Below are 24,148 nucleotides of genomic sequence, written 5' to 3'. Positions count from 1 at the left end.
TAGAAGCGCATCAAAAAAAGCCTTCCTGCCGGCGCCCAGCGCTGACAGAAAGGCTTACACCATCCGGCCTTATTTCTGCATAAACCCTTTTTGCAGCAGAAACTCCTTCATCTGCAGGCGCGAAGGCTGGGCAAGACGCCCCGCCATCATCTCGGACCAAGGCGTATCCTTCTGCCCTCCGGTCCGCTCCCGCATGTAATCCCGTGTGACCTCATCATAGACCTTAACCTGCTCTACCGAGGCATCCGCCTGATAGCCGTTATGATGCAGCACAGCCTGAAGCGGAAGGCGCGGACGGATGCCGTTCACTCCCGCGGGATAACCCAGGCACATGCCGAAGACCGGATAGACCAGCTCGGGCAGGCCCAGCAGCTCCGACAGCTCTGCGATATTATTGCGCACCCCGCCAATATACACGATGCCAAGGCCCAGCGATTCCGCCGCAACCGCCGCATTCTGCGCGGCAAGCGCCACATCGACGGTGGCCACGATCAGATTTTCTGTGGACCCCACATAGGAAGCTGCCCCCTGCAGGTGCGGGCCGCTGATCTCCCGCAGCCGGTACAGATCGGCACACCAGACCAGGAACACCGGGCACTGTTCAATATAGGCCTGATTGCCGGACAGCTTGGACAGCTGCGCTTTCAGATCCGGCTCCGTTACGGCAATAACCGTGTAGGCCTGGACATTACTTGAAGTGGAAGCCATCTGGCCTGCCCCGATAATAGCTGCCAGCTGCTCATCACTCACGGGCTTGTCCTGAAACTGGCGGACGGAGGTGTGACGGTTCAACAGTTCAAGGGTTTCGTTATTCGGTTTCACAATAGTTTCGCCTCTCTTTTGTCAGTTATAGGCATATTATGAACATAAATGAGTGTTCAGACAACAGGGACAGCACGCTCTACCACCCGCTCCCCCGTGCCGCCTCCTGGGCAATGGTCCTGACACCTTCATCAATCTGATCCAGCCGGGCACGGGAAATGCTGATGCGCAAGAACTTTTCCCGGTTCCGGTAACCGGATAGATAGAATCCGTTGCCGGACACGACGCTGATTTTCCGCTCCGCCAGCCGCTTGACCAGACGTTCCAAATTCACGGCTACCGGCAGCTTGAATTGCAGGTAAACGCCCGAGCTGGCCGCAGACACCTCAATCAGGCCTTCCGTATTGTGCCGCGCAAGCGCCTCATATACCGCTTGGATTCTTTCTGCATACATAGCTTTTATTTTGTGCCTATGGTGCCCGTACATGCCGTTCTTAATGTACACCTCAAGCGCTGCCTGGGATAACAACGAGGTGTCCGTATATCCTTTATAGGCCCGGAAGGCCTCCAGCAGCGGTTCCGGCACCACAGCCGCACCCAGCCGGAGGCCCGGAAAAATGATTTTGGAGAAGCTTTTCAGATAAACGGTATGTGAGGTCTGTTCATACGCAAATATAGGATCAAAACGCTGCTCGGCACCCAGATCGGCCATGTAATCATCCTCCACGATGTACACATCGTATTTGCCGGCTAGTCTGGCAATGGCTTTCCGCTCCTCTGTGCTGTAAGACGTTCCAAGCGGGTTATGATATCTGGGCATGGTATAGAAAAATTTAAATCTGCCGCTTGCGAATTGCGCCTCCAGCTCCCGCAGGTCAATGCCGGCTGCCGAACGGGCGATCCCGCTCACGGGCAGTCCCTCCGCCTCCAGATACCGGAGATAAATATCATAACCCGGCTGTTCAACCAGGATCTCCGTCCGGCCGTTCGGAAACGGCATTCTCGCCAAAATCTCCAGTGCCTGCTGGATACCCGAAGTGATAATGATCCGCTCCACCTTGGCAAAAACCTGATACTCCGCCAGATGCGACACCAGTGTATGCCGCAGCGTATCCAGTCCCAGCGCATCCCCATAGGTGAACAGGTGGTACTTGTACCGGTCAATCGCTTTGTTAAGGCAATGCTGGAAGTCCAAATACGGAAATACATTCAAATCCGGCGAAGCCGAGGCAAAATCAACTATTCCGCTGCCCCCGCCAGGGCCCGGCTCTTCTGACTGTTCCACCATGTAATAGCCGCTCTGTGGAACCGAATAAATCGCGTGTGTTCTCTCCAGCTCTCCATAAGCCCGCAAAACGGTGCTGACACTGCAGCTGTAGAATTCTGCGGCACTGCGCACGGAAGGCAGCTTTTGCCCCGGGCTGTACTGTCCTCCCTTGATCCGCTTCTCCATATCGGATAGGACCTCAAGATACTTTTTCACGGCACGCCTCCCCTCGCCTTCCTCACAGGATTTGCTTCATATTAGCATTGTTCTTGTTCAACCATTATACAGGAATCAGCAAACTGTACCGGTACAGTAACGGAAAACTGGTATTGTTGGGCTGCGGATTTCCCTTTAATTTTAAATAACAGATAAGACGTTTATACGATCCTGTCATGTTCACACAAAAGGGAGATGCACCTATGCAGCAACAAGGACTCAAGCTGGCTTATATCTTTGCCGTGCTCAATGCGGTTATTATCGGATTCTCATTTTTGTTCACCAAAGTGGCGCTCGGCCATGCCGGGCCGCTCGATACACTAACCTACCGCTTCGCCGCCTCGTTTGTGGTAATGTCGGTCCCTGTCGCCTTCGGCTGGGTCAAAGTCTCCTACCGCGGCAAACCCATTGGCCGGGCGCTGCTGCTGGCAGCAATGTACCCGCTCGGATTCTTCACCCTTCAGGTCTTCGGACTCCAGCACGCCACCTCTGCCGAGGGAGGGATTCTTTATTCGTTTACTCCGGTCGTGACGATGATCATCGCCTCTGTATTCTTGAAGGAGACAACGACCCTGCTGCAAAAGCTATGTATTTTCCTGTCAGTATTTGGCGTTGTGTTTATCTTTGTGATGAAAGGGAGCAGCATTCAGCTGTCCAATATGACCGGGATTGTGCTGTTATTCCTGACTTGTCTGGCTTTTGCCGGGTACAGCGTGCTGGCCCGTTCGCTCTCCAGGCACTTCAGCCCCGCTGAGCTCAGCTACCTGCTGATGGGGATTGGCTTCGCCACATTCCTGATTCTTTCGCTCACCGGACATGCGGCCAGCGGAACGCTCGGCGGTTTTCTAAGCCCGCTCAAGAGCGGCACCTTTATCCTGTCTGCTGTATACCTGGGGGTCATAGCATCCCTTGTCACCACCCTGACCTCAACCTATATTTTGTCCAAAATCGAAGCTTCCCTCATGAGTGTGTTCAGCAATCTCTCGACCATCGTCTCCATTGCAGCCGGAGCGCTCTTCCTCGGGGAAGAGATCACAGTGTATCACTGGATCGGATCATTCCTGATTATAGCAGGGGTAATCGGCACGAACCGGCTGGGCCGGAAAAAGACAGAAGCCAGACCCGGCGGTGACCGGACGGTGCCTGTCAGCAGGTGAGAAGCTGCTTACATCATGGAGTATATACGCTCATGCAGAGCAGAAAAGCCTGAGTCCTGAAACTGGCGGACAGAAGTATGCCTGTTTTTACAGCTCAAGAGTTTCAATCGTTGGTATCCAAAAAAAGAGTTGTCCCGCACCCTTCCCGGCTGCGGACCAACTCTTTATTGATAATTGCGGGTTACGATTGCCCGGTGATGATCTGCTCTGCGAGTGATACCAGTGCTTCCTTTGTAATCTTCCCTTTGGAGACATAAATAGTATAGCTTATCTTGGTTCGGGAATCTGTCCATTCCAGATACTGCGCATCCTGGCTGTTGTTAACCCCCGGAGAGTTGGCTGTCTTATACTTAAGCGCATCTCCGGCCTTGTAAGTCAGGTCCTGCCCCTCCACCGACAGCTTCTCCGGCTCGGCCAGGGATGGGACGTATTCTATACTGGAGTCCAGTGTCCCGGCAGGCTCGGCAGTGATGGACAGAAATGCCCCGGCTTGCCGGGAACCCTCGCTGCCATGGTAAGTCAAGGTCACACTCCAGCGCTTGTCGGTCATTTTTTTGACAAATACCGTTTTGCCGGATGCTTTTCCTTCCGCTACAATCTGCTCGCTCAGCTTCTGCCCTTCAATAGAATCAGGTTTCGGTTTAAAAGCGCTCAGATACGCGGACTTGAATTGAAAGTCTTCGGGCGCTTGCTCCAGTTGCAGGAAAGGGGTCTTGAGGACTTGCGCCTTCTGTACATATTCCTGGTAATTTTTAAAAGGCAGGCCGTACGAGAACGCCTGATACGAAACTCCGCCAGGATTATACTTTTTATCGTTCACGTACACATAATAAATTTCCCCGGGCTTCTTGGTCTGAAGTCGGATCGCGTCAACCTGGGCCTGGATCTTCTTCGTGGTCTGCTGTGAGCTGGCCGCAGCCGCGGATTTCGTTGAGGACTTACTCCCGGATGCCGCACTGGCAGAACCGTAAGCGGAACCGAGCAGCAACGCCAGGCTGGCCAAAGCAATAGCTGACTTTTGAAATCTCATCGCATATTCTCTCCTTCAGGGCGTGAGGCCCGTTCTAAAATAGGATAATGAGTTACATACATATACAACAATTCATCTCTCGTTATCGGGACATCATGTGTCATTATTTTTTGCTATGCAGCATGCTGGCTGCTACATTGATCAACTCCTGCCGGGACAGAGGGCTGTCCTTGCTGTCGGACAGGGAATAATAAGCACCCTGACCCTGGACCGAATCTAACCAGACTAATCGTTGTGTATATTTATGACCGCCCTCCGCCAACGGCTTCATATAAATCATTTCTTTCCCTGCTACCACAACATTCTCGTATTTCTCCATGCCATATGTGTTGAATTGGGCCGTACCCAGCCGAAGAAGATCCGTGGCCTGGATATTGATGCTCTGGCCTTCTGTGGTGGTGTATGACACCTTGACCGAGCTCGCCCCGGCCGCATGGAATCTCTTCCATACCAGCTTGTAGCCCTCTCCCAAGTCTATAGCCTTCATTACTGACATTTCTTCTTTTAGCCGGAGATACGCCTCGACTCCGCTTTCAGACTTGTCTCCGGAAGTAGTTTTGGACGGATTGGCCAGCAGCAGGGCAATATCCGTTTCAGGAATAATCTCTCCTCCGCTGAATGCATAGCCTTTAGGTACATATTCCGGCTCGGGAAGTACCGGGTCTTCCTGCTCCGTACTCTTGACTCTGAAATCAGAGTAACTGTCATAATGCAGCGGATTTACGGCACTTCCGGTTGAAGGATTAGCGGATAAATCCTTACCGACCAGAAAAACCCCCGTTTCTCCCGGTAACAGCTGCTGTTCCACCCATTTTTTTGCCTCCTGATATTTCCGGGTTTTCACATCCTCTTCCGGCTGAACTACCCCCGGCTGCACCGGCGTCTCCTTCAGCTGAATGCGAAATTGGGTAACCGGGTCTTCAATCTCTTCATAATCCTTCACGGTGTAAGGAATATCTGCCGTCTGATTGTGAATATCAGCATACCAGTAATATGTGGATCCCAAGAAAAGAACTGCCAGCAGGGAAACGGACACCGCCAGTGTTCTGCTGTGGAATATCAGCCTTTTGCGGACGGCGCGGGCAGGAGATTCTTCTATACGTTGCATCACCTCGGAGGATTCCCCGGCGCCCGGGGGAACTGCATCAGCCTTTACGTTTCCGTATTTCTCTGTGATGATGTTCATCACCCGTTGCCGGACATCAATAGCTTTGGCATCACCTGATGCATCGTAGCTTCTCAGATTTTGTTCTTCTGCAGTGTGCTGGCTTTTGTGCATTCTCCTTCCTCCTTTTCTGATAACTCCATGAATGCTTTCAGCTTGTGCCTGATCCGCCCGTACCGTTTCTTGACCGCTTCCATGTTCTTGCCCAGAATCTCACCGATTTCCTCAAAGGATTTATCCTCAAAAATACGCAGAATCAGCAAATTCCGCTCTTCCACCGTTAGCATTTCAAGTGCCGAGGCGAGCGGTTCACTGAACATGGTGTCCTCTGCTGCAAGTTCGGCGCTCTCTGCCGCAGCCTCCCGGCCAAACAGGCGGCTGACCTGCCGCTGCAGCTTGCGCCTGCGTAGCAGATTCAAGCAGTGGTTGTAGGCAACTTTGTACAGCCAGGAGGTGAAGCTTCCCTTGGGCTGATAATACCTGACCTTTTCGAACACCTTAAGCATGATATCCTGCACCGCATCCTCGGCTTCTTCCCGGTTGCTTAACAACCGCAGGCAATACTTATAAATCCGGTTCTGATAAGTATCGATAATATCCGCAAATATGTAGACCTCGCCCGCTTGTATCCTTGCGATTTTCGTTTCAATGCTCTCTATGGAATTCACGGATTCCCTCCTTCCACCCCTTCGCCAGATATAACACCTACGCTCCTGAAATCGGGACATAGACCGAGCCTAACCCTCATATATCCTGGAATGCATGGAACATTCAGAACAAAACGGCTGCGCTGTCCTTACAAGGATGGCACCCGTTTCAGCGAGAAATAGAAGTAATTTAGAGCGCGAAGCATATAAATTATATTTGAACAAAATCACCCTGGCGGGTAAATAAGGGTCCTGAAGGTTACGAAATCCGCATTGTTGTATAACATGCAGGATTTTCGTCCATTTGGTGAAGCCGCGCCTACATTGTTGTACAATTCACAAGATTTTTGTCCGGTTAGCGTAATTAGGACACAGATTGTTGTAAATCGTACAAGATGTCCACCCATTCGGCCTGCTTTAGACACACTTTGTTGTATTCCGTGCAGGATTTTCGAGGGTTAACCCTTTATGTGTCCTTCAGCAATTCCAAGTGGAAAAAGGATAACTAATTTGCTCAAACACCTTGTTCTCCGCAGGTTAAGTGGAAAAAGGATAACTAATTTAGCACATTTCGCCCTTTATCAGGAAATACGGCCCAATTAAGCTCCCTTTTTCCACTTAGATCTCACAATTGTTGATTTCCGAGAGAAATAAGTTCCCTTTTTCCAACTAGCACTGTTCACCTGCTTCTTAGCCAGCGTTAGTTGGAAAAAGGCGATCGAATCTGGCTGATTTCCACCCTTTTGAGTGAATTTGCTTAGCGAACAGTATACAAAATGCTTATATTATAAAAAAAGCCAAGCTCCGTAAGACAGGAGACTTGGCGTGCTTATTCTAATTACAGCTTCACCCGCTGCAGACGCAGCGCGTTCAGGACGACCGAAACAGAGCTGAAGGCCATGGCTGCCCCGGCCAGCCACGGGGCCAGGAAGCCCAGGGCGGCGATCGGGATGCCAATCGTATTGTAGGCAAGCGCCCAGAACAGATTCTGCTTGATATTCCGCATCGTTCTGCGGCTCATCATGACCGCATCCGGGATGCTCATGAGATCGCCGCGCATCAGCGTGATGTCCGCCGCTTCCATCGCCACATCGGTCCCGGTGCCGATAGCCATCCCGGTATCCGCTGTCGCTAGGGCCGGCGCATCGTTGATGCCGTCGCCGACCATGGCTACCTTGACTCCGCCGCTCTGCAATCTGCGGATTTCCGCGGCCTTGCCCTCCGGCAGCACCTCGGCCAGCACTGTCCGGATACCGGCCTGCTCCGCGATGGCCTGGGCTGTGATCCGGTTGTCTCCGGTGATCATCACCACTTCAATGCCCATGTCATGCAGCTTGGCGACCGCTGCCCGCGAGGTTTCCTTGATGGTGTCGGCAACCGCTACTACCCCGGCGATCACGCCCTCCACAGACACAAGCATCGCAGTTTTGCCTTCCTGCTCCAGCTTCGTCATGAGGGGCGCCCATGGTCCAGGCTCCGCACCGCCTTCCTCCATCATCCTGCGGGTGCCTACACTTACGGTCTGCCCGCCAACAACTGCGGTGATCCCGCGGCCCGGCACGGCCCGGAACTCCCCGGCTTCCGGCAGTTCAAGACCTCTGGCGGCGGCACCGGCAACAATCGCATCAGCCAGCGGATGCTCCGAGAGCTTCTCTGCAGCCGCCGTAAGGGCCAGCAGGCGGTTCTCTGCGGTCTCTTTGCCATGCGCTGCAATGCCGGTGGTCGTCAGAATGTCCGTCAGCACCGGCTTGCCGCTCGTAACGGTACCTGTTTTATCCAGCACGACCACCTGAATCCCCTGCGCCGCTTCCAGATGCTCTCCGCCCTTGAACAAAATGCCGAACTCCGCCGCACGCCCCGATCCGGCCATAATCGAGGTCGGCGTAGCCAGACCGAGCGCGCATGGGCAGGCAATAACCAGCACGGCAATAGCATTCTCCAGCGCCTCGGCGAACTGGCCGGGAGCGCCCCAGAGGAACCAGATCACAAAGGTCACAGCGGCAATCCCCACAACAATCGGCACAAAAATGCCGGAAATCACATCGGCGATCCGCTGAATCGGCGCTTTGGAGCCCTGGGCCTCCTCAACGACTCTAATGATCTGTGCAAGCGCGGTATCCCGGCCTACCTTGCGCGCTTTGATCCGCAGCATGCCGTTTTTGTTCAATGTCCCCCCGATTACAGAGTCCCCCGGTTTTTTCTCCACCGGAATGCTCTCTCCGGTCAGCATGGATTCATCCACGGAGGACAGCCCTTCGACAACCTCTCCATCAACGGGGACCTTCGTTCCCGGCTTCACCAGCACGATGTCGCCCGGAATGACTTCCTCTACCGGGATGCTGAGCTCGGCACCGTCACGAACAACCAGTGCGGTCTTGGCCTGCAAGCCCATCAGGCTGCGGATGGCATCGGAGGAACGGCCTTTCGCCAGGGCTTCGGACCATTTGCCGACCAGAATCAGTGTAATCAGAACGGCGCTGGTCTCATAATACATGTCAACCGTATGACTCATTCCACTCATGCTCAAAGAGTCTATGGTCAGATACAGACTGTAGAAATAGGCTGCTGAGGTGCCAAGCACCACCAGGACGTCCATGTTGGCGCTGCCGTTTCTCACCGCTTTATAGGCGCCGACATAGAATTTCCAGCCGATAATGAACTGCACTGGTGTAGCCAGTGCCAGCTGAAACCACGGGTTCATCAGCAGCTCTGGCGTCCAGATCCATTCCGTAAAGGAGAAATGGCCCGCCATCGCCCAGAGCAGCGGAAACGAGAGGATCGCTGAAATTATCCATTTGTTCCGTTTGTGCCGGATCTCCTGCCCCCGCTGATCGGCTTGCTCCTTGCGGTCCTGCTTCAGCGTTGCCTTATAGCCGATACTGCTGACCTTCTCCATAATCTCGGACACGCCAATGCTCCCTGGCGCGTACTCCACATGCGCCGTTTCCAGCGCCAGATTCACATTCACTGCCGCAATGCCGGGTGTGCGCCCCAGCACCTTCTCAATCCGTGCAGAACAAGCCGCACAGGTCATGCCCGAAATATCAAAATCCGCCGATTCCTTGCGGGTATCATAGCCCAGCGAACGGATCTTCTCCTCGATTTGCGGCACGCCTGCAACAGCAGGGTCATAGCCGACGGTCGCCTGCTCCAGCGCCAGATTTACATTGGCCTTCGACACGCCCTCCATGCGGGAGAGCCCTTTTTCAATCCGTGCTGCGCAAGCAGAACAGGTCATCCCTGTAATCTGCAGAGTAGTCTGCTGCAGCGGGGTTTCCGCTGTCTTTTCCATACCCTCCACCTCCATACCCCCTTGGGGTATAATATTTTGTAAAAGAAAGGGCATTGGCGCCTCTGAAATCACAAGGATTCCCCGCTCCAAGCCCTTATATGCGCAGTTCCAATCAGACTACGTCGTAGCCCTGATCTTCAATGGCCGCTTTGATCGTGCTGAGGCTTACTTTGTTCTCATCATAATCTACAGCTACCGTCTTGGCCTGCAGATCCACCTTCGCTGCGGCACCCACACCGCTTACCGCCTTCTCTACCGCACTGACACAATGACCGCACGACATTCCTTCTACATTCAACGTTACATTAGACATTGATTAACCCTCCTAAAAGTTTTATGGAGCATTGCTTTGGAAGCATCTGCTTAGTTTAATGGAACACTTCCTTCGGAAGCAGCCCCTTAAGTTTATCAGCTTAGCTCCCGTGCCTTATTTCATCAGCTTGTTGACCGTGACCAGCAGCTCGTCGATTACTTCATGCTCCCCGGCCTCGATCCGCTCAATAATACAGCTCTTCATGTGCCCTTCCAGCAGCAGCTTGCCGACACTGTTCAGGGCAGCCTGGACTGCCGCCAGCTGGTTGAGCACATCATCGCAGTAGGTATCGCGCTCGATCATCCCCTTAACGCCGCGGATCTGGCCTTCAATCCGGTTGAGCCGGGTGGTAAGCCCGCTCTTGAATTCCGCTGAATGATGACTTTTGCGTACGCCGGGAGCAGAGGTATGACAATCGTCTCCGCAGGAATGCCCCGCGTGCTCTTTCTCATTGGTAGACACAGGAATCAGCCTCCTCAACATCAATATAATATACCCCCCATGGGTATGTCAATACTTTCGTTCTCTTTTCCGCACTTTCCCGAACATCCACTACATTTGTCATGATTTAGCAGGAGTTTCTTTTCAGAAAGCGAATGTATACCTTAAAGGCTCCTTTGAACCCGCCTAATGAAATTCCAGTAATTTCGGATAAGCAGGCATACTCCATTACGACGCAAAGGAGGGGCAGCGTTGTTCAGACGGATAAACAGCGGCTTCTTGCACAACAGAACACTTGTACTCCTTTATCATATGCTTGATCGGGCTAGGCTTGTTTGTTATTTACAGTGAAGGTTCTTTTCTGCATTTCTCATTTTCCGCCTGGGGCTGGATTACCGCCATGGCGGGAGCGGCTGTAATCCTGACCGTCTTCACCTTTCAGCTTCCCCCGCAAGGAAACGGGCTGTCACTCGACTCCTCCGTTTATTTAGCCTGCATTTTTATTTTCGGCCTCTCCTTCACCCTTATGGTACTGCTGCTTAGCTCCCTGGTGCTGCTGTTGCTGGAATGGGGCAGTACGGCGGGGAAGCACATCAATAACTTTTCCATTTATTGCATCATGATTGCTTCAGCTTCATTTATCTTTACCGCCCTGGGCGGGATGCAGGGACCGCTGCTTAGCAGCCACCTGGAAGCTTATGTAAGCGCTATGGCTGTATATTTTATCCTCAATACCCTGCTGATCGGCTTCTATTATTACGTTGTTTTCCATAAAAATCTGTACAATACCCTCAAAGGGATGCTTACTGACACTATCCTCGCCTATGCCTGTACGCTGGTGCTGTCGCTGGTCTTGACGATTCTGCTGTACCATAATCACATGGTTGGCCTGGGCCTGTTCCTGTGCCTCAGCATTCTCATTTCCTATTCCTTCAAGCGGCTGTTCAGCATGTACCGTGATATTGAGGAACGCTTTAACCGCGACCCGCGAACAGGGCTGTTCACCCATAGTTATTTTGAGCAGGCGCTGGAAGAGGAGATGAGCAGCTCAAAGATCAGCGGCACCGCCCTCTCCCTGGCGATGATCGATATCGATGATTTCAAAAAGTACAATGATCACTTCGGCCATCTCAAGGGGGACGGGCTGATCGTTTTTTTGGCGGAGCTGCTGAAAAGGGAGACGGAGAACACGAACATTATTGTGTCCCGCTATGGCGGGGAAGAATTCACACTGCTGATGCCGGGCTATGATGCTGCGGCGGCCAGAAACTTTATGGAGTCCCTGCGCAGAACCCTTAACCATTCCCGTTTTGAAGGGAGTGAAATTTTTCCCCAGGGCTGTCTGGCCTTCTCTGCCGGCATCGCCGCGTACCAGCCGGATGTCCATTTCAAATCAGAGCTTGTAGACCATGCCGACCAGGCGCTCTATTATGCCAAAAAACAAGGCAAAAACCTCGTTCATACCTATGGCAGCCAGTCACTGCTGGAGCAGGATATCGATTTCAGCCAGGATGTGCGCGATATTGAGCAGCAGCTGAACCTGTTTATGTACAAGGACCTGGAGACCTTCAAGCACTCCAAACGCGTCTTCCGCTATGCGATGGACATCAGCGAGCTGCTGAATCTGGACACCCTCTCCAAAAGGCAGTTTACACTCGGCGCACTCATTCATGACATCGGCAAGCTGGAGATCCCCTGGGGAATTCTGAATAAAAAGGACAAGCTGTCGCTGGAGGAATGGGAAATGGTCAAATGGCATGTCACCTGGGGCAAGGAAATGGCGCTGACCAACGAAAAATTCAAGGATCTGGCTCCTTATATCGAGCTGCACCACGAACGCTATGACGGCAAAGGTTATCCCTACGGCTTCAAAGGCGATGAAATCCCCCGGCTATGCCGCATGCTGACCATTATCGACTCCTTCGACGCAATGACCACCGAACGGCCCTATCAGCCGACCAAATCGTTCAAGGAAGCTGTTGTTGAGCTTCGCGCCTGTGCCGGAAGCCAGTTCGACCCTGAGCTAACCGAACTTTTTATCCGGTATATTGAAAAAAGAGAGGTGTGCGGAAGCGAAGCGGCAATCTAGGCGGATCGGTTATGAAGCTGCCGCATTTTTGGAATACTTGGTTCTACTGCCGTTCTTCCCTATGGGCGGCGGTTTTTTGTGCTTACCCCTTGATTTCAAGGCATCTGGACAGGCAAAAATCCGTTAAAATTTTTATAAAAAAAAGCTTGCTACCCTATTCAAATTTGACTATAATGAGGCTCACGAAACTTTTTCAGAAGGAGTCTGCAAACATGCATAGTAAAGAAAGCAACCTTAAGCTTGTAGTTGTCGGCTTGCTGCTGGGTATCCTTATGTCCGCTATGGACAATACCATCGTAGCTTCAGCTATGGGCACCATCGTTTCCGAACTGGGCGGACTCGATAAAATCGTCTGGGTGACCTCGGCCTATATGGTCATGGTTATGGCCGGAACGCCGATCTTCGGCAAACTGTCCGATATGTATGGCCGGAAGCGGTTTTTTATCTTTGGCCTGATTGTATTCCTGGCCGGCTCCGCCCTGTGCGGAACGGCAACCAGCATCACCCAGCTCAGTATCTACCGGGCGATTCAAGGGATTGGCGGAGGCGCGTTAATGCCGATTGCCTTCACCATTATGTTCGATATCTATCCCCCCGAAAAAAGAGGCAAGCTGACCGGACTCTTCGGCGCGGTCTTTGGCATTTCCAGCGTGGTAGGTCCTCTTCTCGGCGCTTACATTACTGACTATGTTGGCTGGCAGTGGGTGTTCTATATCAACCTGCCCATTGGCGTTATCGCGTTTATTCTGGTCACTCTGTCCTACAAGGAATCCGTCACCCACTCCAAGCAGCGTATTGACTGGGGCGGCGCCTTCACGCTGGTGGGGGCAGTGATCTGCCTGATGTTTGCCCTGGAGCTGGGCGGCAATCAATATGCCTGGGATTCAGCGCAAATTATGGGCTTGTTCGGCGGCTTTGCCGTGCTGCTGATTGTTTTTCTGTTCATTGAACGGGTGGCGCCTGAGGCGGTCATTTCCTTCTCCATGTTCCGCAACCGGCTGTTCGCCACCAGCAGTATCCTGGCGCTGTTCTATGGCTCTGCCTTTATCGTTGCCACAGTTTACATCCCGATTTACGTGCAGGGGGTATACGGCGGATCCGCTACTAACTCGGGTCTTGTTCTCATGCCCATGATGATCGGGTCGGTCATCGGCAGCCAGACCGGGGGACTGCTGACCACCAAGACCAGCTTCCGCAATATCATGCTGCTGTCGGCTGTCTGCTTCGTGGCCGGGGTATTCTCTTTGAGCACGCTGGCCCCGGATACCTCCCGGCTGATGCTGAATATGTTCATGGCGCTGACCGGCTTTGGCGTAGGGTTCTCCTTCTCCGTGCTCAGCATGTCCTCAATCCATCATTTCGACATGCGCCAGCGCGGCTCCGCCACTTCGACCAGCACCTTTATGCGGTCGCTGGGCATGACGCTCGGCATTACGATCTTTGGCATTATCCAGCGCAACAGCTTCACAAATGGATTGAGCGACGCCTTCGGTGCAGGTGCCGACACCTCATCGTTCGGTGATCCGCGCGCGGCCCTGACCCCTGAGGCCAGAGCCCAGATTCCCGCTCCCGTACTGGAGAAAATCACCAATGCGCTGTCCGGCTCAATTGCCCATACCTTTCTGTGGGCGCTGGTTCCCGCTGTGCTCGGATTTGTGTTTGTCCTCCTGATGCCGGGCGACCGTCTTACGGTTCGCAGCAAAAAGCAGCAACCTGCCGATGGGCAGAGGTAACCTGCCATGTCGATGAAAATGGTAATTCTCGGCCTGCTGCTGGAACGGAATATGCATCCTTATGAGATTAAGCTGGTGATGAAGGAACGGACAATGGACCGGAACATGAAGCTGCAAATGGGGTCTTTGTATTATGCCGTCGACAAACTGGCCCAAGAAGACCATATCGAAGCCGTAGAGGTGATCCGCAGCAGCGACCGTCCGGACAAGACTATCTACCGCATTACGGATAAAGGCAAGACCCTGTTCGAGCAGCTTGTGCTGCAGCAGATCAAAAAAAACGATCTGATCTTCCATCCGTTCTACACCACACTTGCGTTCTCACGGCATATCGATCCGAGCAAGGTGGAAAAGCTCCTGGAAGAGCGGATTCGCGAAACCGAACACCAGGTGAACTATGCCTATCAGGTCTATGAGGAGCATATTCCCACCGTTCCCCGTTCGTCGCTGCATATGATGTATGGCAAATACGAGCATAGCCTGACCGAGCTGAAATGGCTGAAGCGTCTCTACGAGGACGTGTCAGCACGAAAGCTGAATGATATCGGCACACCGCTTGATCTCTAGCCCGGCGGCATTGCTGTTTTTGATTCGGATGGCATCTTTACCACAAGAGAAATACACTATGTATGGAAATGGGCCCCCTGAGGGCCTTTTCCTGTTTACAGGGGAGATAATCCGTTTATTAAAGAGCAAACTACCGGAAACCGGCCGGCTTGCCAGTGACCGCACAGCCCCGGTTCCCGGACACTTCCAGAAAGCGAGGCGAAGACGCATGGACAAAGACAACAAGCTCCAAGGAGACAAGCGGGACCATCCCGAGCAGTACCCTACAGAGAACCCCAGTCTGTTTGATCTGGATGAAAGCGAGCGCAATGTTGATCCCATTCCGGTGGAGGATTTGAACCTGGAGAAACAGGAAGAGAAGGACAAGGAAGGGACCAAACACCGCTCTTCCAGCGACAAGAAGTACCATACCGGATTCTGAAGATGTACAATACTCTTTGAGCTGCAATTCTATTGTCACGGAGGGATCATCTTGCTAAAAACGCTGCCGCTGAACAAACGCAGTATCCCCGCCAGCCGCATCGCCCTGGGATGCATGGGGCTTGGCGGAGGCTGGGACCACGAACCGGTTACAGCCGAAAATGTGAAGCAGGGCCATGAGGCGGTGGAAGCCGCGCTGGCCATCGGCATTAACTTTTTTGATCATGCCGATATCTACACCCGCGGGAAAGCCGAGAAGGTATTCGGACAGATTTTCAAGGAGCGTCCGGGGCTGCGGGATGAGATCATTCTGCAATCCAAATGCGGAATCAAGCTAATGGAGCCGGGTGACCGCTCCAATGTGTTCGACTTTTCCAAGGAACATATCCTGAACAGTGTCGATGGAACCCTCACCCGCCTGGGAACGGAGTATATCGATATCCTGCTGCTTCACCGGCCCGACCCGCTGATGGACCCTGAGGAAGTCGCCGAGGCGCTGCACCAGCTCAAAGCGGCGGGAAAGGTGCGCCATTTCGGCGTCTCCAATATGAGCGCCGCCCAGATCAAGCTGCTTCAGGCCTATTGCGATGAACCCTTCATCGTGAACCAGCTGCATATGAGCCTGGCCAAAATCAGCTGGGTCGATGCCGTAATCAGTGTCAACCGGGAGCCCTGGAAGGATATCACCTTTCCTGAGGGCACCATCGAGCACTGCCGGGCAGAGAACATTCAGCTTCAGGCCTGGGGGCCGCTGGCCCAGGGGATCTTCAGCGGCCGCCCTCTGGAAGGGCAGCCGGAGAATATCGTGAATACAGCCTCCATGGTCAAGACGCTGGCTGAGGAAAAAAACACTACGCCCGAGGCGATTGTCCTCTCCTGGCTGATGACGCACCCGGCTGCAATCCAGCCGGTCATCGGCACGGTAAATCCTGGGCGGATCGCCGCTTGCAGGGATGCCGGCAAGCTGGAGCTGTCCCGCAGGGAATGGTACGACCTGTACGTCAGCTCGCGCGGCGAGAAGCTGCCTTAATGGCAAGCATGTCTCTTGCCGATGGCCCGGCTCTCTCAATGAGGGCTGGGTTTTCTGTGTTAGTGGCGGATTCCTCTCCATGATGGGGGCGGGATCTAAGGTTTTACAACCAAGATGGCTGCACCGCTCCTCACTGGGCAGCGCAGCCGTGTTGGATTATAGATTCAGACGGCCTGGCCGCCCCTTATCGGATGGACTGGTCTTTCGCCCAGACCTCCTAGATCACCCAGACCTCCCAGTTCCCCAGTTCGCTTAGTTCGCCCAGACCACCCAGTTCGCTTAGTTCGTTTAGTTCGTTTAGTCCCCTAATTCGTTTAGTTTGCCTAGTTCGCTTAGCTCGCCTAGTTCGCTTAGCTCGCCCATTCCTCCAAGGCCCCCAGTTCCCCAGGCCCAAGTGGAAAAAGTAAACCTAATTTCCCATCATCCTGCTTTCCCGTAAGTGCTAGGTGGAAAAAGGATAACTAATTTGGAAAATCGGCACCTTTACCGCCGAATTTGCTTAAATTAACTATACTTTTTCCCACTATTCCCTACTGGAGAAGCTTTTTCGTCCATTTTAAGTGGACTTATTCCACCTCACTATGTCTCGGCTCCCGTGAGCCTAACCCTGCCCTGTTCTGGATTACCGCTCCCTCCTGCGGCCGCACGGGCAATGGCGTCCGACGACATCGCTTTTGCACTCTCGCCCACTTCCCGCCAAATCAAAGGTACTTTTACCTCTCATTTGCCCCTGCCGCCTATTTCGAGCCAAATCAAAGGTACTTCTACCTCTCATTTGGCCCTGTCGCCCATTTCTGTCAGTCTCCCAGCCGACTGTCTACTCCCTCAATCCACTCCCCATCCAACGCCCTCCAGATGTTCCTCATTAGACAGACGTCCCCTCTTCTCTCGTGTTCTTAATCAAGAACATTTTTTCGAAAAACAGCGATATTACCAGATATCCGCAGATAATCAATAATACATGGTCTTTATTGCGAACATTTAGACGAAATCAGCATTTTTCTTTTCCCTGGTCGGCAGTGTATGATTTCCTTACGAAATCGTTCTTAATTAAGAACGAATATAGCGAATAAGATTCTTAGGAAGCTATGAGAGGGGGACCCGCCTCTGTACCCCAGATCCGCCAAACGGCGTAAACGAAAAAACCATAAAAAAGGTCTTCGCATCCTGCAGTCCAGCATGGCCGTATCCGTTCTGCTCCTGTACACCTCCGGCCAGATAGGCAGTACTTACGGAGGGTTTAGCAGTACCGCAGAGACTGCGGGTACCATTGGCTTTTGCAAGGTATTCCCTGAATCCGTCAAGCAGCTGCTCAATGAGTTGAAAGACCATCTCAATGCGGCTGCAGCTTTAAAGGCATCTTTGAAAAATTACACTCCACAGGCAGGCGTTCCGGGCATTTCCGGAGTGGAGTCCATGTCTTTGGAGGAGCTTGAGATAGCCGAACACGAGATTTCAAGGCAGATGGCAGAGCTTCAGTCGGATCTGAATGCCATCGACGAACAAACGGCGGCTAACAACGAGAATTGGAATTTAATTCATGCAGAGATCAGCGCGGCAGCTGCAGTCCTGGTGCAGATTGGAGGCTATATGATCGACCTGGATCCCAATTGTCTGGAAATCAGGGATGAGCAGTTCTTTAACGAGCTGCAGAGCAGTGTAAACCAAAGCGGCGTGCTCTCCGAATCCTTCAGTGCTTCCATAACCGGAATTGTCAGCTACCTGAGAGCTATTCAGAACAACACAGCTCCATCCCCGTCAACGGTTAACGAGGCTGTTTACAACCAACTTCATTTTAGCGCGGAAGAACCCTTGCAATCCTTACCGGTCCTGACTCCATTTATCCAGCCTCCGGGAGATCTGTCCAATGAGCTGATTTCATCATACGGGCAGTTGGAGACTGAGCTGAACAGTGCCAGGGAGGCAGTAACCGCAGATATATCAGGATTGGAGCTCCAGCAGCAGCTTCTCAGCCAGACCCGGAGCAAGCGGCTTGAAGAGCTTGAGAAAGCCCGCCAGGAAGCCCTGGAAAAGGCCAAAAAAGATGAAGAAGCAAAACTCGACCATGAGAAGCAGCAAAAGGAAAAGGAAGAGAACGCCCAGGCCGAACCAAAAGCCACACCGGAAGCCTCACCTGGGGCCACACCTGCGAGCACACCGGAGGCTGCACTTAAACCAACTCCTATAGCCACACCGGAAGCTTCACCTGAAGCTACTCCTGAACCTGAGGCAATACATGCCGGAGCTTCTGGAGAACCGATAGCCAGCACCACTCCGGCACCAGCCGCCGATAACCCAATCACAACTCCGGATGGAGACATGACCAAAGCAACTGCCCAAGAACTACAGGCAGCAGAGACTCCGGTTCCGGGTCCGGACACGACCGCATTGCCTTCGGAACCATAACTCATTAAAGGTGGAAACTGACATGCTTATCAAAAAAATACTCAGCCATACATTATCCGCAGTGATGGTTTTGATTTTCGTGGTGCTGGCAGCAGCCGTAGTAGTGTCCAGAGCCTCGGGGGGTGAGCCTGCCCTTTTCGGCTATGAGATCAAAACGGTGCTATCCGGTTCGATGGAACCTGGCATTCAGACCGGCTCCATAGTCGCCTTAAAGCCCGGAGGAGATATGACCCGCTTCAAAAAGGGCGATGTCATTACCTTCATGAGCGAGGACAACATTCTGATCACTCACCGCATTGTGGATGCTTCTGCAAAAAATGCTGCGGGAGAAGTGGTCTATCGTACAAAAGGCGATAACAATGATGCTGTCGATATGACGCCTGTCAGTTCGGGGAATGTTGTAGCCGAGTATACCGGAGTCACCGTTCCTTATATAGGATATGCCATGAATTTTGCCGCCTCCAAAGCCGGCAGTGTGGTCCTGATGATTGTGCCCGGACTGCTGCTCCTGCTCTATGCACTCTACAGCTCTTGGAAGGCACTGAGCGCCCTTGAGAAAAAAAACACCGCGCTCCCCCAAGCGCCGCCGGGAACTGACATACAATCCTGAACAGATTGTCCGCTTCCGCCTACGAAACGGAAGATACAATAATACATTTATCAACAGCTACACAAATCAGAGGAGGAATTCGAATATGGGTATCAAAAAAACATTGGGTCTTGGCATCGCATCGGCAGCACTCGGTTTGTCTTTGATTGGCGGAGGGACCTTCGCATACTTTAGTGATACTGCAACAAGTACGGCTACCTTCGCAGCAGGCACACTGGATCTGAACTCCGATCCTTCCGTAATTGTGGATATCCAAAACCTGAAACCGGGCGACACCGTAACCAAAACTTTTAAGCTTAAAAATGACGGAACCTTAGATATCGGCTCGATTCTGCTGAAAACCACCACTGAGGTTACAGATACCCTCGGCGACAACAACGGTGTCGATCTCAGCAAATTCATCAAGGTTAAATTTCTGAAGAACAACGATAAAGGAACGATCATCTCACCGGAAGTTGTGGTATATGAAACTACACTGGACGCCCTGAAGGGTCAAACCCCGGATCTGGTCAAAAATACCGGATGGGATCAAATTCTCACTGAAGCTGACGGCATCAAAGCACAGAGCAGCGACAGCTTTTCGGTCAAGTTCGAATTCGTGGATACTGGCGAAGCACAAAACTATTTCCAAAAGGATAAGCTGAAGCTGACCTGGAATTTCGAAGCCAAACAAGGCCCTAAAAAGGATTACTAATTCATAGCGGACTGCATTTTCTGAAGCAGCCTATCCTGATTCCGAATCCGGAAGCAGATTAGGCTGTTTTCCCTTGTAGCAACGATTTTTGTCCGTTGTAAGGAAATTTGTTATACTGACAAGTGGAAACGGCTCTGCGTCTTACGGGCGGCACCCGTTTCGGCGAGAAATATGAGGATGATTATTGGCGTAACCGTATAAATCCTTATATTTTAACAAAAAGTACGGAGGGGCGTTGTAATCGTGCCGGATAATATGGGAAGTCGCATCCACCATCTCCGTCTGGAAAAAGGCTGGTCCTTATCCGAACTGGCGGACAAGGCTGATGTTGCGAAATCATACTTAAGCAATGTAGAAAGAAATATTCAATCCAACCCCTCAATCCAATTTATCGAAAAAATCGCTGACGCGCTCCAGGTTTCCATCCACAGTCTGCTCTATGGCGAACCTTCGGATGCTGACGAATCCTCCCTGGACGGCGAATGGTTCCGGCTTGTCCAGGAAGCCATGGCCTCAGGTATAAGCAAGAGGGAATTCAAAGAGTTTCTCGATTACCAAAAATGGCGGCTGGAGCAGAAGGATCAATAATGGCGGTCATCCGCAGGCTCCAGCGATACAGAAAAGGGCACAGCGTATGATTGCTGTGCCCTTTTCTGTATGTATTTCCCCATAATAAACGCTCTACATCGCCTGCAATGCTGTTTTTTCGTTTAAAAACCGGCGGATTTCATCCGCCTCGATCCCTGCCTTCTTGGCCGACATCAGCAAATACACCCATTCTAAATCCAGATCACCCGTCAGCAGTTCTCCGTCATTCCCCTGGTTGGACTTATCCAAGAATATCTCCTCCTAGAATTTATGCGTCCCCAGGCAGTCCGGCCGTCGTAGTAGCTCCAGCATCTCTACAGTAGACCCGAGACTTTGTGTCCCTGCCTTTCGGCAGGTTTACCCTTTACTGGACCCTTTACATGAAAGGATCTGGTTAGAAACCATGAAACCGTTATCCGCAATAACATTATACAATATCTTACACGAAAAGTGTGTCGTTATTTGGAAATTTTTTATGCTAAGTAGTGCAAAAGAATAGCTTTTTTTGCTAACCTTTGTCCAAAAAATATGTCTTAAGAAGCTGTTGATGAACATTTCCGATTTATACATAGGTCATTGTTACTAGTTGAACCGGCTGCAAATCCTGATTCTGCAACCAATATCCGTTCTTCATCATTTCCGGACTGAATCATGCCGTTTTGCGAACGGATTCCCCGAAAGTATGAATTGATTACACGTCTTGAAAGTAGCACAATAAGATGTGAAATGAAACCGTAAACATCGCAGCTCCACTGGGCGCTCAAGCCACCATGCGGCCACGTGGAGTTCATCCGTTAGGAGGATGTATTCATGGCAGTTAAAGAGCCCTATAACGAATCCATTTGGAGTAAGTATCACGGCCCCAATCTGGGCTATATTCAAGAGAAATATGAGCAATTCGTTAAAGATCCCTCTTCAGTAGAACATCATTACCGTGATCTATTTACTGTTTCCGGCCCTCCTCCGCTTGCTCCGGATGCCGTACCGGCCCCGCAGCCGGCTCTTTCGGGAGGCACCGAGTGGCTGAGAAAGGCCGTAAGAGCTTCCAAGCTAATCGCCAATATTCGTATATATGGCCATATGGCCGCTAATATCGATCCGCTTGAGCAGGGGAATAACCCTATGGCGAAATGGCTGGATTATGAAACCTATGATCTCACCCGCGAGGACCTGATCGCTATGCCCGCCTCGCTGATCTGGGAGAATGCGCCGGCGGATGTTCATACCGCCTGGGACGCGGTTCACCGGATGCTCCAGGCTTATACGCAGACTATCGCCTACGAATTCGGGCATGTGCACGACGAACAGGAGCTGCGCTGGCTGAACAGCCAGGCAGAGTCCACAAGCTCTCCGGCCCCTCTGAATAATGCCGAGCGCAAGGAGCTGCTGAACCGCCTGATCCAGGTAGAGCAGTTCGAGACCTTCCTGCATAAAACCTTTGTCGGCCAAAAACGCTTCAGCCTGGAAGGCAATGATGCGCTGGTGCCTATGCTGGACGAGATTGTCCGTGCCGCCGCGCATGATGGAGCGGAACATATCCTGATGGGTATGGCCCACCGCGGACGCCTGAATGTGCTGGCTCATATTCTCGGGAAGCCCTATGATATTATTTTCTCGGAATTTCATCATTCCCCCAACAAGGAGCTGTTCCCTTCCGAAGGCTCCATGGGCATTAACTACGGCTGGACGGGTGACGTGAAATACCATCTGGGCGCAGACCGTGCCGTGCGCGAAGGTGAGACCGTCCGCACCCGCATTACACTGGCGAACAACCCGAGCCATCTGGAATTCGTCAACCCGGTTGTTGAAGGTTTTGCCCGCGCAGCTCAAGAGGACCGGAATTCTCCGGGGCTGCCGCAGCTTGACACGAACAAGGCCATGGCGGTGCTGATGCACGGGGACGCTGCTTTTCCTGGTGAAGGTATTGTCGCCGAAACGCTCAACATCGGCAAACTTAAAGGGTATTCCAATGGCGGCACCGTGCATATTATCGTCAATAACCGGATCGGGTTCACCACTGAAAGTGAAGATTCCCGTTCCACCCATTATGCGAGCGATCTAGCCAAAGGCTATGAAATTCCGATCGTTCACGTGAATGCCGATGATCCGGAGGCCTGCATCGCCGCCGTCCGTCTGGCCAGCGCTTACCGCAGCCAGTTCAAAAAGGATTTCGTCATTGACCTGATCGGCTACCGCCGCCACGGCCATAATGAAATGGACGATCCGGAGACTACCCAGCCGATTGTATACAGCAAAGTGCGCAACCATCCTACTGTGTACCGGGTCTATGCAGAACGCCTGCAGCGTGACAATATCATCAAGGCAGATGATGTGAAGCAGATGAACCTTGAAGCGGAGAAAGTGCTGCAACAAGCCTACGATCTGATGAAGGATGGCAAACACAAAAACGGTGAAACCAAGACCTCCGTTCCGGTACAGAGTGAAGCCTCCCAGCCGCAATCCACGGCAGTGCAGCTGGAACAGCTGCAGAGAATCAACCGCGAGCTCCTGACAGTGCCGGACGGCTTCAAGGTCTATCCGAAGCTGGAGCGGATTCTGCAGCGCCGCAAGGATGCGCTGAATGACGGGGAACGGATCGACTGGGCCCTGGCCGAGACACTGGCCTTTGCCACCATCCTGAAGGATGGCACACCGATCCGGTTAAGCGGCCAGGATTCCCAGCGCGGCACCTTTGCGCACCGCCATCTGGTGTTGCACGACAGCGAGACGGGCGGATTGTTCTCCCCGCTGCACCAGCTTAGCGATGCCAAGGCTTCCTTCGGGGTGTACAATAGTCCGCTCTCGGAAGCCTCGGTACTGGGCTACGAATACGGCTACAACGTGTTCGCACCCGAAACCCTCGTGATCTGGGAAGCACAGTATGGCGACTTCGCCAATGCCGCACAGGTAATCTTTGACCAGTTCATCGCTGCCGGGCGCGCCAAATGGACGCAGCGCAGCAATCTGACGATCCTGCTGCCGCATGGCTATGAAGGCCAGGGACCTGAGCATTCCAGCGCGCGGCTGGAGCGGTATTTGCAGCTCTCCGCAGAGGAGAACTGGACCGTGGCGAACCTAAGCTCTGCCGCACAATATTTCCACCTGCTGCGCCGCCAGGCCGCTTTGTGCGGCAAGAGCGATGCTCGCCCGCTCGTGATCATGGCCCCCAAGAGCCTGATCCGCAACCCGCGCAGCACTTCCTCCGGAGCCGAACTGGCTTCGGGCGAATTCCAGCCTGTACTGCCAGAACCGCTTCTCGGCGGCAACCCCGGCGGAGTCAAACGGCTGGTGGTGTGCAGCGGCAAGGTGACTCTGGATCTGCAGACCGAGCTGGAGGCTGGCAAAGACCAGGACTGGTCGTGGCTGCATATCCTCCGTCTGGAGCAGCTGTATCCTTTCCCTGAACGGGAACTGGCTGCGCACTTGAGTGCACTGGGCTCGCTTACAGAAATCGTATGGGTGCAGGAAGAACCGAAGAACATGGGCGGCTGGAGTTATGCCGAACCCCGGCTGCGGGCCATCGCTCCGCAGAACGTCAAGGTGCAGTATATCGGCCGTCCGGAGCGGTCCAGCCCGGCCAGCGGTTATGCTGACGTGCATACTTTTGAACAGCGGCGTATAGTTACAGAAGCCCTGAAATTGAATTCGCAAGTACAAGCGGCTGTACCGTCTTCCCGCTAGAGGGCGGTGTCACGATAATGAAACTATTCTATTTGGGGAG

20 protein-coding genes and 1 riboswitch are annotated in these 24,148 nt (G+C 52.7%); of the genes, 11 read left to right on the top strand and 9 right to left on the bottom strand.

All coding sequences use genetic code 11. The features are described from left to right. Positions 1 to 69 precede the first annotated feature (69 nt). Both nfsA and PRIO_RS02545 read right to left on the bottom strand, forming a co-directional pair. Entirely contained in the window at positions 70 to 822 is a 753-nt protein-coding gene (gene nfsA, locus PRIO_RS02550; RefSeq protein WP_020426805.1) for an oxygen-insensitive NADPH nitroreductase, read from the bottom strand. A 79-nt stretch (positions 823 to 901) separates the two neighbouring features. Continuing rightward, positions 902 to 2,245 carry an aminotransferase-like domain-containing protein gene (locus PRIO_RS02545; protein WP_020426806.1) on the bottom strand — a complete coding sequence of 448 codons (1,344 nt, stop codon included), beginning with the start codon at positions 2,243 to 2,245 and terminating at the stop codon, positions 902 to 904. Between the two features lie 203 nt (positions 2,246 to 2,448). Here PRIO_RS02545 and PRIO_RS02540 point away from each other — a divergent pair, with 203 nt between their 5' ends. Further along, complete coding sequence (locus PRIO_RS02540; protein ID WP_020426807.1) at positions 2,449 to 3,402, top strand: DMT family transporter; 954 nt, start codon at positions 2,449 to 2,451, stop codon at positions 3,400 to 3,402. Between the two features lie 181 nt (positions 3,403 to 3,583). Here the strand turns inward: PRIO_RS02540 and PRIO_RS02535 are convergent, their stop codons facing one another. The 6 genes from PRIO_RS02535 to PRIO_RS02510 form a co-directional block, all read right to left on the bottom strand. Then, positions 3,584 to 4,432 carry a hypothetical protein gene (locus PRIO_RS02535; RefSeq protein WP_020426808.1) on the bottom strand — a complete coding sequence of 283 codons (849 nt, stop codon included), beginning with the start codon at positions 4,430 to 4,432 and terminating at the stop codon, positions 3,584 to 3,586. 103 nt (positions 4,433 to 4,535) lie between these two features. Beyond that, a complete protein-coding gene (locus PRIO_RS02530; RefSeq protein WP_020426809.1) occupies positions 4,536 to 5,711 on the bottom strand; it encodes a hypothetical protein in 1,176 nt (391 codons plus the stop codon). Further along, complete coding sequence (locus PRIO_RS02525; protein WP_407944479.1) at positions 5,672 to 6,265, bottom strand: RNA polymerase sigma factor; 594 nt, start codon at positions 6,263 to 6,265, stop codon at positions 5,672 to 5,674. Before PRIO_RS02525 ends, PRIO_RS02530 begins: the two co-directional genes overlap by 40 nt. A gap of 817 nt (positions 6,266 to 7,082) precedes the next feature. Further along, positions 7,083 to 9,536: a heavy metal translocating P-type ATPase gene (locus PRIO_RS02520; protein WP_020427221.1), complete on the bottom strand. Its 2,454-nt coding sequence runs from the start codon at positions 9,534 to 9,536 to the stop codon at positions 7,083 to 7,085. Between the two features lie 112 nt (positions 9,537 to 9,648). Further along, positions 9,649 to 9,849, bottom strand: a complete 201-nt coding sequence (locus tag PRIO_RS02515) for a copper ion binding protein (RefSeq protein ID WP_020427222.1) — start codon at positions 9,847 to 9,849, stop codon at positions 9,649 to 9,651. Between the two features lie 114 nt (positions 9,850 to 9,963). Continuing rightward, positions 9,964 to 10,332 carry a metal-sensitive transcriptional regulator gene (locus PRIO_RS02510; protein WP_039786745.1) on the bottom strand — a complete coding sequence of 123 codons (369 nt, stop codon included), beginning with the start codon at positions 10,330 to 10,332 and terminating at the stop codon, positions 9,964 to 9,966. A 274-nt stretch (positions 10,333 to 10,606) separates the two neighbouring features. Here PRIO_RS02510 and PRIO_RS02505 point away from each other — a divergent pair, with 274 nt between their 5' ends. The 9 genes from PRIO_RS02505 (at position 10,607) to PRIO_RS02465 (ending at position 20,427) form a co-directional block, all read left to right on the top strand. Next, positions 10,607 to 12,379 (top strand): bifunctional diguanylate cyclase/phosphohydrolase, encoded by a 1,773-nt coding sequence (locus PRIO_RS02505; protein WP_407944478.1) that lies wholly within the window; start codon positions 10,607 to 10,609, stop codon positions 12,377 to 12,379. A gap of 212 nt (positions 12,380 to 12,591) precedes the next feature. Beyond that, positions 12,592 to 14,112 (top strand): MDR family MFS transporter, encoded by a 1,521-nt coding sequence (locus PRIO_RS02500; protein ID WP_020427225.1) that lies wholly within the window; start codon positions 12,592 to 12,594, stop codon positions 14,110 to 14,112. Between the two features lie 6 nt (positions 14,113 to 14,118). Continuing rightward, positions 14,119 to 14,679, top strand: a complete 561-nt coding sequence (locus PRIO_RS02495) for a PadR family transcriptional regulator (RefSeq protein ID WP_020427226.1) — start codon at positions 14,119 to 14,121, stop codon at positions 14,677 to 14,679. 208 nt (positions 14,680 to 14,887) lie between these two features. After that, a complete protein-coding gene (locus PRIO_RS02490) occupies positions 14,888 to 15,100 on the top strand; it encodes a hypothetical protein (protein WP_025705674.1) in 213 nt (70 codons plus the stop codon). 51 nt (positions 15,101 to 15,151) lie between these two features. Beyond that, entirely contained in the window at positions 15,152 to 16,129 is a 978-nt protein-coding gene (locus PRIO_RS02485; protein WP_020427228.1) for an aldo/keto reductase, read from the top strand. A 1,179-nt stretch (positions 16,130 to 17,308) separates the two neighbouring features. Beyond that, a complete protein-coding gene (locus PRIO_RS36365; RefSeq protein WP_020427229.1) occupies positions 17,309 to 18,535 on the top strand; it encodes a hypothetical protein in 1,227 nt (408 codons plus the stop codon). A gap of 22 nt (positions 18,536 to 18,557) precedes the next feature. After that, positions 18,558 to 19,145, top strand: a complete 588-nt coding sequence (gene sipW / locus PRIO_RS02475) for a signal peptidase I SipW (protein ID WP_020427230.1) — start codon at positions 18,558 to 18,560, stop codon at positions 19,143 to 19,145. Positions 19,146 to 19,230: 85 nt separating this feature from the next. Further along, on the top strand, positions 19,231 to 19,839 hold the full coding sequence (locus tag PRIO_RS02470) for a TasA family protein (protein WP_020427231.1): 609 nt from the start codon (positions 19,231 to 19,233) through the stop codon (positions 19,837 to 19,839). A gap of 255 nt (positions 19,840 to 20,094) precedes the next feature. Continuing rightward, entirely contained in the window at positions 20,095 to 20,427 is a 333-nt protein-coding gene (locus PRIO_RS02465; RefSeq protein WP_036706095.1) for a helix-turn-helix domain-containing protein, read from the top strand. A gap of 93 nt (positions 20,428 to 20,520) precedes the next feature. Here the strand turns inward: PRIO_RS02465 and PRIO_RS34595 are convergent, their stop codons facing one another. Beyond that, entirely contained in the window at positions 20,521 to 20,676 is a 156-nt protein-coding gene (locus PRIO_RS34595; RefSeq protein WP_020427233.1) for an anti-repressor SinI family protein, read from the bottom strand. 29 nt (positions 20,677 to 20,705) lie between these two features. Then, positions 20,706 to 20,799, bottom strand: a riboswitch (cyclic di-GMP riboswitch). Between the two features lie 438 nt (positions 20,800 to 21,237). Between PRIO_RS34595 and PRIO_RS02460 the strand changes: the two genes are divergently transcribed. Then, complete coding sequence (locus PRIO_RS02460; protein WP_046501041.1) at positions 21,238 to 24,108, top strand: 2-oxoglutarate dehydrogenase E1 component; 2,871 nt, start codon at positions 21,238 to 21,240, stop codon at positions 24,106 to 24,108. Positions 24,109 to 24,148: the final 40 nt, after the last annotated feature.

The organism is Paenibacillus riograndensis SBR5 (assembly GCF_000981585.1).
Classification (GTDB): Bacteria; Bacillota; Bacilli; order Paenibacillales; family Paenibacillaceae; genus Paenibacillus_AQ; species Paenibacillus_AQ riograndensis.
Note: the sequence above shows the minus strand (reverse complement) of the source record. Positions and strands in the feature narration are given on the sequence as shown.

Excerpts from the sequence above, each read along its gene's own strand:
- PRIO_RS02540 (WP_020426807.1), top strand. The coding sequence starts at position 2,449 with ATGCAGCAACAAGGACTCAAGCTGGCTTATATCTTTGCCGTGCTCAAT.
- PRIO_RS02535 (WP_020426808.1), bottom strand. The coding sequence starts at position 4,432 with ATGAGATTTCAAAAGTCAGCTATTGCTTTGGCCAGCCTGGCGTTGCTG.
- PRIO_RS02530 (WP_020426809.1), bottom strand. The coding sequence starts at position 5,711 with ATGCACAAAAGCCAGCACACTGCAGAAGAACAAAATCTGAGAAGCTAC.
- PRIO_RS02520 (WP_020427221.1), bottom strand. The coding sequence starts at position 9,536 with ATGGAAAAGACAGCGGAAACCCCGCTGCAGCAGACTACTCTGCAGATT.
- PRIO_RS02515 (WP_020427222.1), bottom strand. The coding sequence starts at position 9,849 with ATGTCTAATGTAACGTTGAATGTAGAAGGAATGTCGTGCGGTCATTGT.
- PRIO_RS02510 (WP_039786745.1), bottom strand. The coding sequence starts at position 10,332 with ATGTTGAGGAGGCTGATTCCTGTGTCTACCAATGAGAAAGAGCACGCG.
- PRIO_RS02500 (WP_020427225.1), top strand. The coding sequence starts at position 12,592 with ATGCATAGTAAAGAAAGCAACCTTAAGCTTGTAGTTGTCGGCTTGCTG.
- PRIO_RS02495 (WP_020427226.1), top strand. The coding sequence starts at position 14,119 with ATGTCGATGAAAATGGTAATTCTCGGCCTGCTGCTGGAACGGAATATG.
- PRIO_RS02490 (WP_025705674.1), top strand. The coding sequence starts at position 14,888 with ATGGACAAAGACAACAAGCTCCAAGGAGACAAGCGGGACCATCCCGAG.
- PRIO_RS36365 (WP_020427229.1), top strand. The coding sequence starts at position 17,309 with ATGGCCGTATCCGTTCTGCTCCTGTACACCTCCGGCCAGATAGGCAGT.
- sipW (WP_020427230.1), top strand. The coding sequence starts at position 18,558 with ATGCTTATCAAAAAAATACTCAGCCATACATTATCCGCAGTGATGGTT.
- PRIO_RS02470 (WP_020427231.1), top strand. The coding sequence starts at position 19,231 with ATGGGTATCAAAAAAACATTGGGTCTTGGCATCGCATCGGCAGCACTC.
- PRIO_RS02465 (WP_036706095.1), top strand. The coding sequence starts at position 20,095 with ATGGGAAGTCGCATCCACCATCTCCGTCTGGAAAAAGGCTGGTCCTTA.
- PRIO_RS02460 (WP_046501041.1), top strand. The coding sequence starts at position 21,238 with ATGGCAGTTAAAGAGCCCTATAACGAATCCATTTGGAGTAAGTATCAC.